This is a genomic window from Adhaeribacter terreus, from assembly GCF_042657365.1.
Classification (GTDB): Bacteria; Bacteroidota; Bacteroidia; order Cytophagales; family Hymenobacteraceae; genus Adhaeribacter_A; species Adhaeribacter_A terreus.
The window spans coordinates 531,100-545,762 of sequence record NZ_JBHSKT010000001.1; the positions used below are offsets into that span (position 1 = coordinate 531,100).

The 14,663-nt window shown below is 44.7% G+C and carries 12 protein-coding genes; 7 read left to right on the forward strand and 5 right to left on the reverse strand.

Translation table 11 applies throughout. The features are described 5' to 3' along the window. The first annotated feature begins 4 nt into the window (after positions 1 to 4). From ACFPIB_RS02220 to ACFPIB_RS02240, 5 genes are all read left to right on the forward strand, one after another. Entirely contained in the window at positions 5 to 553 is a 549-nt protein-coding gene (locus ACFPIB_RS02220; protein WP_378015785.1) for an energy transducer TonB, read from the forward strand. Positions 554 to 561: 8 nt separating this feature from the next. After that, positions 562 to 1,131 carry a Crp/Fnr family transcriptional regulator gene (locus tag ACFPIB_RS02225; RefSeq protein WP_378015786.1) on the forward strand — a complete coding sequence of 190 codons (570 nt, stop codon included), beginning with the start codon at positions 562 to 564 and terminating at the stop codon, positions 1,129 to 1,131. 66 nt (positions 1,132 to 1,197) lie between these two features. Continuing rightward, on the forward strand, positions 1,198 to 1,761 hold the full coding sequence (locus ACFPIB_RS02230) for a DinB family protein (RefSeq protein ID WP_378015787.1): 564 nt from the start codon (positions 1,198 to 1,200) through the stop codon (positions 1,759 to 1,761). A gap of 90 nt (positions 1,762 to 1,851) precedes the next feature. Continuing rightward, positions 1,852 to 2,886: a 3-dehydroquinate synthase gene (gene aroB, locus ACFPIB_RS02235; protein WP_378015788.1), complete on the forward strand. Its 1,035-nt coding sequence runs from the start codon at positions 1,852 to 1,854 to the stop codon at positions 2,884 to 2,886. Next, positions 2,883 to 4,154, forward strand: a complete 1,272-nt coding sequence (locus ACFPIB_RS02240; protein ID WP_378015789.1) for a 3-phosphoshikimate 1-carboxyvinyltransferase — start codon at positions 2,883 to 2,885, stop codon at positions 4,152 to 4,154. The genes aroB and ACFPIB_RS02240 overlap by 4 nt, the downstream gene beginning before the upstream one ends. 241 nt (positions 4,155 to 4,395) lie before the next feature. On the opposite strand, the gene ACFPIB_RS02245 is transcribed toward ACFPIB_RS02240, so the two are convergent. The 3 genes from ACFPIB_RS02245 to ACFPIB_RS02255 all read right to left on the reverse strand — a co-directional run bounded on the left by ACFPIB_RS02245 (position 4,396) and on the right by ACFPIB_RS02255 (position 8,393). After that, positions 4,396 to 5,178 (reverse strand): ABC transporter substrate-binding protein, encoded by a 783-nt coding sequence (locus tag ACFPIB_RS02245; RefSeq protein WP_378015790.1) that lies wholly within the window; start codon positions 5,176 to 5,178, stop codon positions 4,396 to 4,398. A gap of 310 nt (positions 5,179 to 5,488) precedes the next feature. Beyond that, positions 5,489 to 6,559 carry a M42 family metallopeptidase gene (locus ACFPIB_RS02250; RefSeq protein ID WP_378015791.1) on the reverse strand — a complete coding sequence of 357 codons (1,071 nt, stop codon included), beginning with the start codon at positions 6,557 to 6,559 and terminating at the stop codon, positions 5,489 to 5,491. A 274-nt stretch (positions 6,560 to 6,833) separates the two neighbouring features. Further along, positions 6,834 to 8,393 (reverse strand): acyl-CoA carboxylase subunit beta, encoded by a 1,560-nt coding sequence (locus ACFPIB_RS02255; protein WP_378015792.1) that lies wholly within the window; start codon positions 8,391 to 8,393, stop codon positions 6,834 to 6,836. A gap of 217 nt (positions 8,394 to 8,610) precedes the next feature. Here ACFPIB_RS02255 and ACFPIB_RS02260 point away from each other — a divergent pair, with 217 nt between their 5' ends. Then, entirely contained in the window at positions 8,611 to 9,645 is a 1,035-nt protein-coding gene (locus ACFPIB_RS02260) for a TolB family protein (RefSeq protein WP_378015793.1), read from the forward strand. Between the two features lie 108 nt (positions 9,646 to 9,753). On the opposite strand, the gene ACFPIB_RS02265 is transcribed toward ACFPIB_RS02260, so the two are convergent. Then, positions 9,754 to 12,345 carry an ATP-dependent Clp protease ATP-binding subunit gene (locus ACFPIB_RS02265; RefSeq protein WP_378015794.1) on the reverse strand — a complete coding sequence of 864 codons (2,592 nt, stop codon included), beginning with the start codon at positions 12,343 to 12,345 and terminating at the stop codon, positions 9,754 to 9,756. A gap of 122 nt (positions 12,346 to 12,467) precedes the next feature. After that, positions 12,468 to 13,064: a WbqC family protein gene (locus tag ACFPIB_RS02270; RefSeq protein ID WP_378015795.1), complete on the reverse strand. Its 597-nt coding sequence runs from the start codon at positions 13,062 to 13,064 to the stop codon at positions 12,468 to 12,470. Positions 13,065 to 13,136: 72 nt separating this feature from the next. Here ACFPIB_RS02270 and ACFPIB_RS02275 point away from each other — a divergent pair, with 72 nt between their 5' ends. Continuing rightward, a complete protein-coding gene (locus ACFPIB_RS02275) occupies positions 13,137 to 14,663 on the forward strand; it encodes a GWxTD domain-containing protein (protein WP_378015796.1) in 1,527 nt (508 codons plus the stop codon).

The following is a 14,663-nucleotide window of genomic DNA, read 5'->3' on the forward strand; positions in this document are numbered from 1 at the left end:
GATCATGGAAAATTTTAATAGTTTTAAAACTATGATGAAGGCTTATATATTTGTCCTGCTTTTATTTTTTACTTCAGAAATCGTTGTTGCTCAGAAAAAGGAAATTAACAATTCAAAAAGTAAAATCTCAGTAAAGAGCAAAACAAAAAAAGATGTAGTTACCGAAGGTCAAATACATGTAATTTCTTGTCCAGGGGTAATACCTCTTGACTACAAGCCAAACCATTTAGATTCAGGTAATGAAACTGTTTATAGTTCAGTAGATACAATGCCAGATTACAAATGGGGCGGAACTTCAGGGTTATTAAAATTCATCCAAGAGAATTTGAATTATCCTAAAACCCGGCTTTCTCAAGAAGGCTTAGTAATAACCCAATTCATTGTTGATGAAAATGGTAAAGTACTTGAACCTGTAATTTTGAGAGGTTTATGTTCTCAAGCTGACCAGGAAGCGTTAAGAATTGTCAGATTATTAGAGTTTAATCCTGGAATTCAGGATGGTAAAAAAGTAAAAGTTAGATATACACTTCCTGTAAAGTTTAAATATAAATAATCTTTCATTTGCAAACCTTAACTACCTTCCTCCAAACGCTCGCCAACTTCACCACTTCCGAACTGGAACAAATTACCAGCGTCTGGAACCGGAAACAAACGTTTAACCGCGGCGATTTTATTGTAAGCGCAGGCGAAGTGGAAACGCAGGTGCATTTCGTTTTGGAAGGTACACAAACTATTCATTACCTGGAAAACGGGAAGGAGATCTGCGTTGGTTTTGGTTATCCGGGCACCATTTTAATTGCGTATCCGTCGTTCATTACCGGTAAACCTTCCGAATTTTACGTGCAGGCTATTAAGAAAACGGAGTTGCTTTCCCTGAACCATGCGGACTGGAAAATGCTATTGGAAACGCTGCCGAAATTCAAGGATGTGTGGTACAAACTTACTGAAACGGCTTTGCTCGGCATGATGGCGCGCGAAGTGGAATTGCATATTGCTTCTAATGCGGAACGCTACGAACGTTTATTAAAGCGCAGCCCGCAATTGTTGCAGCAAATTCCGCAGCGCTACGTGGCTTCGTATTTAAAAATGGAACCGGAAACGTTGAGCCGCCTGAAGAAAATTATAGTCTGAAAATCTTGATCCTCGTCATGGTTTTGGGCTTTGTGGCGGCGGTATCTTTGTGAAAAACGAAATGCCATGAACCATACATTAGAGCAACTGCACCGCGAAACTGAAACTATTTCTAAGTTTGTAGAAACGGAAATAAAAAAGCTGCCGCTTGAAAAGCTGAATCAGAAACCGGCCAACGGCGGCTGGAGTTTGCTGGAATGCCTCGAACATCTGAACCGATATTCCAATTACTACCATCCGGCCCTGGAAAAAGCCATAAGCAGCAACTTTACGGTAAATACCAATCCTGAAATTACGCTTACCTGGATCGGGAAAAAATCGGTGGAAATGATCTCACCGAAGAACACCAAAAAGCATAAGACCATTAAGAAAATGAATCCGCAGGGTTCGGTGCTGCAAGTTTCAGTGGTTCATGGTTTTCTGAAAAACCAGCAGCAATTGCTTTCGCTTTTAGAAAAAGCCAGGCAGGCAGATCTGGGTAAAAAAGCCGTTCCGGTAGAATTTTTCCGCCTGCTTAAAATGAATATTGGCGAGACCCTGCTTTTTATGGTACTGCACGAACAGCGCCATTTCCTACAATTGCAGCGGATTTTTACGGAAGTTACTACCACCCGGAAAGCAGCAGCCTAAGCTTTACTTTTTAGCGCCAAACCTATACCATTTTCGCATTTCCGATTTCAGCCAATTAACCTTAATTTCGGCTGGAAATAGATTACCCAAATGGAAAACATTTTCTTCGGCACCGAAGCCTTTCCCAAACTTCAGGAATTTTTGCAGAATAAAGCTTTCAGCCAGGTTTTAGTTTTAGCAGATGAAAATACCCTGCGCGATTGCTACCCGTTGGTGAAAAAACAGCTAACCGAACATCACGTTTTGCAAATTCCTTCCGGCGAAGAAAATAAGACCTTAGTCACTTCCGAAAAGATCTGGCAATTCCTCTCCGAAAAGCAATTCGACCGTTGGAGCGTGGTGGTGAATCTGGGTGGTGGCGTGATCGGGGATATGGGTGGTTTTTGTGCGGCTTTGTATAAACGTGGCATTACGTTCGTGAATGTTCCGACTACTTTGCTGGCTATGGTAGATGCAAGCGTTGGTGGTAAAACCGGGATCGATTTTCTGAGTTTCAAGAACCAGTTAGGGGTTTTTCAGGAACCGAAAGCCATTTTTATTCATCCGGTTTTCCTGGAAACGCTATCGTTAAGGCTCATAAAATCGGGTTATGCGGAGGTGATCAAGCACTGGCTAATTGCTGATGCAGCTGCTTTCGAAACCCAGCGCTGGAACGGTTTGCTGGCCGCCGACTGGCAACAGTTAATTCCGGAATCGGTGGCAATAAAAAGCAAGATCGTGAAAGCCGATCCGCTCGAAAATGGTTTGCGTAAAGTCCTGAATTTCGGGCATACGGTGGGCCACGCAGTAGAAAGTTATTTCCTGAACCAGGCTGGCCGCGAGCTTTTACACGGCGAAGCAATTGCAGTTGGCATTATTTGCGAAAGTTATTTGTCGGAAAAGAAAGGGTTGCTTACCGCTTCGGAACTGAGTAAGATCGAAACGTTCATGGCTTCGGTTTTCGAGAAAGTTAAACTTACGCCCGAAGATATTGCTGGAATTTTACCTTATCTGCAGCAGGATAAAAAGAACTTCCGGGGGACAATAAACTGCGTTTTGCTGGAAGAGATAGGCAAGGCGATCTACGACCAACCCATAACCATCGCTGAAGTGGAACGTGCGCTTCATTATTACCAATTGCTATGAGCGCCAGGAACATCCGAATATCGCACCCTACGGGCATTTTAAAAGGTACCGTACAATTACCAGCTTCCAAATCGGAGAGTAACCGGGCACTTTTAATTCAGGCTTTAAGTCCGGAAAAAATTACGCTGCACAATCTTTCCGATGCGAACGATACCGTTTTGCTGCAACGTTTACTCTATGCTCCTGGAAAGGAAATTAATGCCGAAGATGCCGGCACAGTCATGCGTTTTTTAACGGCTTATTTCAGTTTAACCAATCAGCAAAAAGTTTTAACCGGAACGGAACGTATGTGTCAACGACCGATCGGAATTCTGGTAAATGCGTTGCGGGAATTGGGTGCCGATATTCATTATTCAGGGCAGGAAGGTTTTCCACCGCTGGAAATCCTGGGCTTTGACCCGAAGTTCTCAGGGTTGGCAAAAGTGAAGATTCGGGGCGATGTGAGTAGCCAGTATATTTCCGCTTTGCTGCTTTGCGCACCCATTTTGCCAGGTGGTTTACAGCTGGAACTGGAAGGTAAAATTGCTTCCCGGCCGTATATTGAAATGACACTGGCTTTGATGCAGCAGTTTGGCGTTGCTTCTGAACTGGTAGAAAACGCTATCGAAATTGCGCCAAAAAGTTATGCAGGCGGAGCGTTTTCGGTGGAAGCCGATTGGACGGCAGCGAGTTATTGGTACAGCATGGTTGCGTTGGCGAAGGAAACCGAAATATTGCTCTCAGGTTTAAAAGAAAATTCGCTGCAAGGCGACAGCAAAGTGGCTTCGCTCATGGAAGATTTCGGGGTGAAAACCACGTATTTACCGGAAGGAATTTTGCTTACCAAAACGCCTGAAAATACTGCAAAATCAGCGATAGATTTCTCGGATATTCCAGATCTGGCGCAAACGTTTGCCGTACTGGCCGCCGCAAAAAATATAGAACTCGAAATGACCGGGCTGGAAAGTCTGCGCATTAAAGAAACCGACCGCATTGTTGCGTTACAAACGGAGCTGGCTAAATTCGGGGCAGCTTTAACTGAAACTTCACCAGGCACTTTTTTAGTGAAAAACGGTAGCGTTTCCGGAGTGTGGGAGTTCGAATCTCCCCGCGAAGATAATTCAGAAACTAGATTTGAAACATATCACGACCATCGGATGGCGATGGCTTTTGCACCTTTGGCGATGTTGCAGGAAATTGAAATAGAAAATGCGGGAGTAGTAAGAAAATCGTATCCGAAGTTTTGGGAAGAACTGCGGAAAATTGGGTTTGAGATAATGAGCGTCTGAGAGTAGTTAGGTAAGTTCTTGGCAATAATAAAGTCCCCCTTTGGAGGGGGTAGGGGGAGGATTTCACGTTATTAAAGATTCAAATTGCGAAGATTCTCCCCTTGAGGGGAGTTAGAGGGGTGTTCCTCTTCAAACGATTACACCCCTCCAGCTCCCCTCAAGGGGAGAGTATCAGCTAAAGTGAAAATCCTGCCCCTACCCCCTCCAAAGGGGGACTAAAAATTACTTGTCTGTAGTACCGTTAAATTTCTGTCAGCAACTGCTGAAAATATTCCGGTGCTTTTAATAACCTGCTTCCGTACCAGCTGAACATTTCGCCATCTACGATTTTAATTTTTGCCTGCGGGCAGATCGCCTGAAATTCCTGAATGTGTTTTTCTTTGAAAGGGTAAGGTTCCGAAGAAAGTAAAATGATTTCCGGCTGCGTTTTCTGCAGTATTTCTATACGAATCTCCGGGTACCGTTCAGCATTGGCAAATACATTTTGGAGGCCGCAACGCTGCAACATATCGTTTATAAAAGTGTTGCTGCCTACGGCCATGTATGGGTTTTTCCAGATAAAATAAGCGGAGGAAATCTGGGGTTGCAGTTTCGGTAAAGTAGTAAAGCCGGCTTCAGTTTTTGCAGCAATTTCCGTAGCGTTTTTGGAAGTTCCGGTTAGCTCGCCAATTTTCCGGATCATATCCAGCGCATCTTCCAGGGTGAAAATATCACTCATCCAGACCGGGTATTTTTCAGCTAATTTTTCAATGCCTTCCTGGTAGTTTTCTTCCTTATTTCCGATGATCAAGTCCGGTTGCAAAGCATCAATCACTTCAAAATTGAAATTCTTGGTGCCACCGATCTTCGGTTTGGTTTTTACTTTATCCGCCGGATGAATGCAGAATTTGGTAACGCCAACCACTTCGTTTTCCAGCCCCAGATCAAAAAGCAACTCCGTTTGCGAAGGCACCAGCGAAATTATCCGCCTAGGTTTTTCGGCTAAAAAGATAGCGTTTTGAAGTTGATCGGTGAAGGTAGGCACTTGAATTCAATTAGAAATTAGAAATTCAAAATTAGAAATTTTTCAGGGAGTTTTTAGGGGAAAAAAGATACCGTTTTTGATGCGGTGCTTTGGTCTGTGCGCCACAGACCAAGGTGATTGATCAAAGTAATGAATTTCCTTTCCAATTCATTTGGTCATCTCGACGTCAGGAGAGATCTCCGAAGGAAAGTAGTAAGGCAGATTAGAAAGAAGTACGAACCCGTTGAGATCTCTCCCTGCGGTTGAGATGACAGTTTGGATTAGGCGAAAAAAAAAGCCCTCCCCTGAATTAGGGGAGGGCTGGGTGAGGTTACTTCAAATACCGGAAATCATGACCGGCTTCGAGCTGAATTATGAACTCGTACATCAGCTTGATCACGTTTTCTACATCGTCTTTATGCACGGTTTCTACGGTTGTGTGCATGTATTTCAGCGGCAGAGAAATTAGCGCCGAAGCTACACCGTCGGAAGAATACGCGAAGGCATCGGTATCAGTGCCGGTGGCGCGGGTGGCTGCAGCGCGCTGGAACGGAATTTCTTTTTTCTGAGCCGTATCGATGATCATTTGCAGCAGATTGTTCTGTACCGCCGGGCCGTAGGTTAAAACCGGACCTTTGCCGCAATGCTGGTCGCCGCTGATCTTTTTGTCGTACATCGGGCTTTGCGTGTCGTGGCAAACGTCGGTAATAATGGCCACATTCGGCTTAATGCGATGGGCGATCATTTCGGCGCCGCGCAGGCCAATTTCTTCCTGCACCGCATTTACAATGTAAAGGCCGAACGGCAGTTTTTTCTTGTTTTCGTGGAGCATCCTGGCAACTTCCGCGATCATGAAACCACCAATGCGGTTATCCAAAGCGCGTCCAACATAGTATTTGTCGTTCATTACCATCATTTCATCGGTGAAAGTAACTACGGTACCTACGTGAATGCCCAGTTCTTCTACTTCCGCTTTAGAACTGCAACCGCAATCGATGAAAATGTTTTCTACGGTCGGAGCTTTGTCGTTTTCTACTTTGCGAACGTGAATGGCCGGCCAGCCGAAAACGCCTTTTACAATGCCTTTTTTGGTGTGGAAATTTACGCGCATGCTCGGGGCAATAATGGCATCGGAACCGCCATTGCGGCGCACGTAAATGTAGCCCTGATCAGTAATGTAATTCACAAACCACGAAATTTCGTCGGCGTGCGCTTCAATGACTACTTTGTATTCCGCTTCCGGGTTAATTACGCCTACTACGGTGCCATACGTATCTACGAAATGCTCGTCGATGTAGGGCCTCATGTATTCGAGCCAGAGTTTCTGGCCTTCGGCTTCGAAACCGGTTGGGGAGGCGTTATTTAAGTATTTCTCTAAAAATTCGAAAGATTCTTTTCTCATAGTTTTAAAATATGCCTGGCATTTACAATGTGCCCCATACGCAATTAACACTTTTCGGGCTAAAAAGCATAGCGTTTTTGGGGAGGCCAATATAATGAAAAAAAGGTTGCCACGAACACGGAGCAACCTTTTTTGTGATGCAGAGAAATCTGCGTTGGTACTTTTGTCCCCCTTTGGAGGGGGTAGGGGGAGGACTTTTACGTTCTCTGAAAAAATATTTAGAATGCCTGAATTCCTCCCCAACCCCTCCAAAGGGGGACTTTTATCGGAATAGCTACAACGGAATATTGCCGTGTTTTTTCCGCGGAAGTTTCACCGCTTTGTTTTCCAGCATTTTAAACGCTTTGATCAGTTTGGTACGGGTTTCGGAAGGCGTGATCACTTCGTCAATGAAACCACGGTGCGCAGCGCGGTAAGGCGTAGCAAATTTCTCCTGGTATTCGGTTACTTTCTCCGCAAGTTTTGCTTCCGGATCTTCGGCGGCAGCAATTTCGCGTTTGAAGATGATCTCCGCAGCACCTTTAGCACCCATTACGGCGATTTCAGCCGTTGGCCACGCGTAGTTCATATCGGCGCCGATGTGCTTGGAGTTCATTACGTCGTAAGCGCCACCATACGCTTTACGGGTAATTACAGTAATTCTTGGAACGGTAGCTTCGGAGAAAGCATACAATAATTTCGCGCCGTTGGTGATGATGCCGCGCCATTCTTGGTCAGTACCCGGCAGGAAGCCCGGAACGTCTTCCAGCACTAAAAGCGGAATGTTGAAGCAATCGCAGAAACGTACGAAACGGGCGGCTTTGGTGCTGGCGTTAATATCTAATACACCGGCCAAAACGGCAGGCTGATTTCCAACAATACCAATGCTGCGACCAGCTAAACGGGCAAAACCAACTACAATATTTTCACCGAAGTTCTTGTGCACTTCCATGAACGTGTCCGCATCGATAATGCCTTCGATCACCTCGCGCATGTCGTAGGGCTGATTGGCGTTGGCTGGAATAATGCTGTCTAAAACCGGACGGCTTTCGTCTTCCTTCGCTTCGTAAGGCACCGCCGGAGCAGTATCTTCGCAGTTTTGCGGCATGTAGCTTAAAAGCGCTTTGATGTTGTTGATGGCTTCCACTTCGTTAGCGCAGGAGAAATGCGTAACGCCGCTTTTCGCGCTATGTGTGCTGGCACCGCCCAGTTCTTCGGACGTTACGTTTTCGTGAGTTACGGTTTTTACTACGTTTGGCCCGGTTACGAACATGTACGAAGTATTTTCAACCATCAGGATAAAGTCGGTGATGGCTGGCGAATAAACCGCGCCACCGGCGCAAGGACCCATAATGGCAGAGATCTGAGGTACTACACCCGAAGCCTGTACATTGCGGTAGAAAATATCGGCGTAACCACCCAAAGAAACTACGCCTTCCTGAATACGTGCTCCGCCGGAGTCGTTCAGACCAATTACCGGAGCGCCGTTTTTCATGGCCAACTCCATAATTTTAACGATCTTTTCGGCGTGCGTTTCGGAAAGCGAACCGCCTAAAACGGTGAAATCCTGGGAGAAAACGTACACCAAACGGCCGTTTACAGTTCCGTAGCCGGTTACCACGCCATCGCCTAAATAATATTCTTTATCTAACCCGAAATCTTTGGAGCGGTGCATTACAAATTTGCCGATCTCTTCGAAAGAGCCTTCGTCCATTAATAAGCTGATGCGCTCGCGGGCAGTGAGTTTGCCTTTTTTGTGTTGGGCATCAATTCGAGCCTGGCCGCCGCCTAAAAGTGCTTCTGCGTTCTTTTTCGCTAAAATTTCGGTGGGAGTTCCGGTATGAGTATGTGGCATGATATCCGTTCAATAATAATTCTGGCTTCAAATTTATTAAACAATGCCGGCATTACTATTTTTTGAAGCGGTTTTTTCAGGAGGAAGGAGTTTTTCGGGTGGGAGGGGTAGCGTTTTGGAGTGGAATTAGTGTGCTTATTTGTTTTGTTAATTTTGCAGAGCTATTTTTGCTCATTGACAGTTAAATTCTTTCTGTTAGTAGAGTTTAAAACAAAATATGAAAAAGATCTTTTATTTTATCTTGCTTCTGGCCATTTCATCCTGTAAAGACGACAAGGAGAACGTTGAACCAACTACTGAACCTGTATCCGATTTGCAGAAACTGACAAACCATCCGGAAGGGGTAGGAACGGTTGTAATTAGTGAAGATGGGAATACAATTTATTATACTTTACAAAATCCTCAAGCAGCCCCTGGAAATTATAATATTGACTTATATTCCATAGAATCTGATGGAACCAACCAAAAAAAGATTCTTACTTATCCAAATGTTTCTGCGCTATTGCCTGTGATATCAAAAAATAATAAGCAACTGGCTTTTTCAGTGTATAGGAATTCTTCTACTGGTATGCAAGGTGAAATAGTGGTTGGTAATATTGATGGAACAGGTTTAAGAATTATTCAGACTGATAATACTTGGATGCCTGTTATGGCATTTGTTGAAAATGACAACAGCTTATTATATAGCAAACAATCTACCGTTTGGAAGGTGAAAACAGATAATTCCAGTAATAAAATGATTGCTGGTGATGGTGGGACTTCAGCAAAGGCAGTCTCTGCAGATCAGAATTTAGTTTTAATTGAAAATTCTTCTGAAGCTTATTCAATAGATTTGGATGGCCAGAATAAGGTTAATTTAGGAAATAATTTTAGGCCCTGGATTATTTCTTCATTCAATCCCACTTTTTTACTCACCAAAATTATGCCTGTAGGTAGCATGCAAGCTACTGTGCAGATTTTTATTTCGGATGCAACAGGAACTAAAAAGCAGTTAACAAATTCAGAGGCTACAAACTTGCCAATCAGCTTTTTTCCAGATGGACAGGAAATTTTATTTACCTCTTATAAGTCTGCCTCTGCTCAGGGAGATGCTGAATTATATTCTATAAAACCAGACGGCTCCAACCTTAAGCGACTAACAAATAATAATTATGATGAGTGGGCGGTTGGGTTTTTAGAGCAAAAGCGAAAAGTTTTGTTTGGTTCTTCAAAAGATGGCGCTAATAATTTATATGTGCTTAACTTAAAATAAGATAGGCCTCGATTTTTATAATTTACTTTTTCCCGCCCAAATCCTACCGTTTTAAAAACAAAAAGCCCCGAATTATTTCGGGGCTTTTTCAATCGGGATTATTATTCTTTATTCCGAAGCTTTCGGATCGGTAGAAGTTGGTTCAGAGGTTTCCGGTAATTCGTCGGAGGCACCTTTGGTAGATTCGTCGCCGGTTTTTTCGGAAGCGAACGTGAGTTGCTCTTTGCCTTCTTCGTAATCTACTTTTATGGTATCGCCCTGCGCCATTTCTGCTTTCAGAATTTCTTCTGCTATCGGATCTTCAATGTATTTCTGAATGGCCCGGTTCAGCGGACGTGCACCGTATTTCGGATCGTATCCTTTTTCGGCTACAAAGTCTTTTGCCTTTTCGGTAAGCTCGATCTTGTAACCCAAAGCCTGAACCCGTTTGTAGAGTTTACCCAGCGAAATATCGATAATCTTATGGATATCTTCTTTTTGCAGGCTGTTGAACACGATAATATCGTCCAGACGGTTCAGGAATTCCGGTGAGAACGTTTTCTTCAGGGAATTCTGAATGGTCGATTTCATAATGTCATCCATGCTTTCCTGACGGGCTTTATTCGCAAAACCAATTCCGGCGCCAAAATCCTGAAGATCTCTTGCGCCAATGTTGGAAGTCATGATAATGATCGTGTTCCGGAAATCTACTTTGCGACCCAGGCCATCGGTTAAGATACCATCATCTAAAACTTGCAACAGCAGGTTGTAAACATCCGGGTGCGCTTTTTCGATCTCATCCAGTAAAACTACCGAATAAGGTTTGCGACGGATCTTTTCCGTTAATTGACCACCTTCTTCGTAACCCACGTAGCCCGGAGGCGCTCCTACCAAACGGCTTACGCTGAATTTCTCCATGTATTCGCTCATATCTATCCGAACCAAAGAATCTTCTTTGTCGAACAGATACGTAGCTAATACTTTGGCTAATTCGGTTTTACCAACGCCGGTAGGGCCCAGGAATACAAACGAACCAATTGGTTTTTTCGGATCTTTCAGACCAACGCGCGTACGCTGAATGGCTTTTACCAATTGCTGTATCGCGCGGTCCTGACCGATCACTTTGCCTTTCAGCTCTTCGCCCATGTGCAGCAATTTAGCACTTTCGTTCTGGGCCACGCGGCTTACCGGAATTCCCGTCATCATGGCAATAACTTCGGCCACGTTTTCTTCCTTCACGGTATAGCGTTTTTTCTTGGTTTCTTCTTCCCAGTTCTTTTTAGCGGTTTCCAGCTGGTCGATGAGTTTTTTCTCTTTATCGCGGAGTTGGGCTGCTTCTTCGTATTTCTGAGATTTCACGACCTGGTTTTTCTCTACCTTAATATTTTCGATAGATTCTTCCAGTTTCAGAATATCTTCCGGCACCACAATGTTGTTGATGTGCACGCGCGCACCGGCTTCGTCCAGAATATCGATCGCCTTATCTGGTAAGAAACGGTCAGACATATATCTATCCGATAACTTCACGCAGGCTTCAATTGCCTTGTCGGTGTACATTACGTGGTGGTGATCCTGATATTTGTCTTTGATGTTGTGCAGGATTTCCACGGTTTCTTCCGGCGTGGTAGGATCTACCATCACAATCTGGAAACGACGGGCAAGCGCACCATCTTTCTCGATGTACTGGCGGTATTCGTCCAGCGTTGTAGCGCCGATGCATTGAATTTCGCCGCGGGCTAAAGCCGGCTTGAACATGTTGGATGCATCCAGAGAACCGCTGGCGCCGCCGGCACCAACAATGGTATGCAGCTCATCGATGAACAGAATTACGTCCGGCGATTTTTCCAGTTCGTTCATAACCGCTTTCATGCGTTCCTCGAACTGGCCACGGTATTTTGTGCCGGCAACCAAAGAAGCAAGATCTAAGGTAACTACGCGTTTGTTGAACAATACACGGCTAACTTTTTTCTGAATGATTCTTAAGGCCAGACCTTCGGCAATGGCCGTTTTACCAACGCCTGGTTCACCAATTAAGATCGGGTTATTTTTCTTGCGGCGGCTCAATACCTGGGCTACGCGTTCAATTTCTTTTTCGCGGCCTACGATCGGGTCTAACTTATCTTCTTCGGCCAGTTTGGTTAAGTCGCGGCCAAAATTATCGAGTACCGGCGTACGGGATTTTTCGCCCGGTTTTTTAGACGTAGAGCTGCTGCCGGCGCGGGAAGAGCTGCCAAAGAGTTTGTCGTCGTCGTTGTCGTCGGTATCTGAAGAGGCAATGGGGTTGTTCTGCTGGTAATCCAGAGAATCTCTGATAGCTTCGTAGTTCACGTTGAATTTGGCTAGAGTTTGAGATGAAATATTGTCTTCGTCCCGGAGGATGGAGAGTAATAAATGTTCGGTGCCGATAATATCGCTTTTGAAAATTTTAGCCTCCAGGTACGTTATTTTGAGCACTTTTTCGGTTTGCTTCGTGAGCGGAATACTGCCGGTTATGTTGGTATTCGGCGAAGCGGTATTGCGGGTTGCCTGTTCGATGGAATATTTTAATTCTTCGATGGAAACGCCGAGTTTTTTGAGTAGGGCAATTGCGGTTCCTTCGCCTTCGCGGATCATGCCCAGCAACAGGTGTTCGGTACCAATATAATCGTGCCCCAGGCGAATGGCTTCTTCGCGGCTAAGCGAGATCACTTCCTTCACCCGGTTAGAAAATTTAGCTTCCATGTAATAGTTAAGTAAGTAATTAAGTTTGTTTTGCCACCGCTTCCGCATTTAAACGAAAACAGCTTCGTATATTTTTAAACAAGCTGCCTGCCTTTATTGTTCAGGTTAGGTAAGAAGCTGCGTTACAGGTAACTTATAGCTTCCGGCCCCTGATTGAAGAGCAGATCGAGCATGCTCAGGTTAGTTACAAATTGCCTGCCAAACACCTGGTTGTAAGGTTTTAGTGTCAGGCTGTCAGGTGCTTTTTTGGGGTGAATACAGGAGCGCAGATCTAGTACTGGTTTCTCATATTTTTCCTCATAACGTTCGGTTAAACGCAGGGGTTTTGTAAATTTTAAAAATTTAATATATAAGCCAAGAAATTCGCGGTTCAGTTCAAATAAAAATTGCGGCTGCTTTTCGTAAACGGCCTGAAAGTAATCGGCATAGAACTCAAAATAGGGCGAATTGCCGTAAGCCGATCTTATGGTGCGCCAATGCGTGTTCACCCAATTCTGTTCGTAATCAATTTCCAGCTCGGTAATTAACGTTTTGCGGTTGCCGCCTTTTACGGGCACGGTTAGCGCGAGCTCGCCCTGCGAGGTTAAAATATGACAGCGGTTGCGGTAACTTTGCTTTATATAGTTTTCGTGCGCTTCAATAAGTATCTCGTCGGCCTTATAAGCGTGCTGAAACCAGGCAATGCTGGGGTGGTAATGCAGTTCGGTAAGTAAAATCATAGCGTGGTTCGGGAACTTCCGGATTGCGATATTACTTATTTTACGTAACTTTAAGTTATTTATTGCAGGCGTATGTTTTCTAAGCGTTTTACTTTTCTGGCCATTTTTGCTACCGTTTTTGCGGCGGCGCAAGCCAAACAACTCGATGCTACCTTCGATCTGGTGCGTTTTAAAGCCACCGATAAACAAAATATGGTGGAACTTTATTGTTCGGTAAACGGCAATTCGGTGATCTATAAAAAGGTGCCCGGTGGTTTTCAGGCTTCGGTGGCGCTCGAAGTACAAGCCGCAGATTCAGCCGGAATACGTCATTTCGATAAGCTGTTAATGAAGTCGCCGGTGGTTTCTGATACCGCAGTTTTTCAGCCGGCTTTCAATTTGCAGAAGCGCATTTTTCTGCCCAACGGGAACTTCAATTTCAGCATAAAAGCCAAAGATGCCAATAGCACCCAGGCAGCCAGTAATATTGAACTGCCGCTGAAAGTAAGCTATAAAAAAGATGCCGTGCAGCTCAGCGATATCCAGCTGATCGATTCATATTCCAAATCTTCGGAAAAAAACGATTATACCAAAAACGGTTATAAACTGGTAAGTTACGTTTCTAATTTTTACCCGAAAGGCCTGAATAAACTAAGTTTCTACACCGAAATTTACAACGCCGAAAACGTTCTGGGTAAAGAAAAACCAATGGTGGTTTTCTATCGCATTATTCCAACCCGCGACAACCTGGCCAAGCTGACCATTGCCGGGCAGAAAGTAATGAAAGCTGCGCCGGCCAACGTGCTGTTGCAGGAACTGGATATTACTACGCTGGCTTCGGGCAATTATGATCTTTTTGTGGAAGTGCGCAACGAAGAAAATAAAGTGGTTGCTACCCAGCGGCGACTTATTCAGCGCAGCAATCCGCTTACCATAAACGAAGAAGTTGCTTTAAACGCCGTTGCGCCAGATCTGAAAGATACCGAGCTGCCACCGGCATTCGCGAGTCTCGATTCTACCAAATTCGATCTTTACCTGTATTCGCTGAAACCGATCTCAAATACAACGGAAGGCGCTTTTATTGAAAAGGTAGCCAAAAATGGTAGCAATTTTCAGAAGAAAAGTTACCTGTATAATTTCTGGAAAAAACGCGACGACGAAAACCCGGAACGTGCCTGGCTGGAGTACAAAACCCGGATAGAAGCCGTAGAAAAATCGTTCGCAAATCAGACCTTTCATGGTTACGAAACCGATCAGGGCCGTGTGTACCTGCAATACGGGCCGCCAAGCAAGATCAGCGACGAACGGACCGACGTAAACCGCACTTCGCGCAACACCGATTCCCGCCCTTACCAGATCTGGCAGTATTATACCTTAGGCGACCAGCGGAACCGCATGTTTGCTTTCGTGGAAATGAATTTAGGCAATAGTTATACGTTGCTGCATTCTACAGCTAAAGGCGAAGTGAACAATGTGGCCTGGAGGGCACAAGCCAGGTATAAATATGCAGGTTCAAAAAATCCGAGTGGTTTCGATCGTGATTCTGAACAAGGCAGCCATTTAGACAGCGAAGGCAACGAAAAGCAAACGCCGGGGCAACGCTTGCCGCAGAACCGCTAA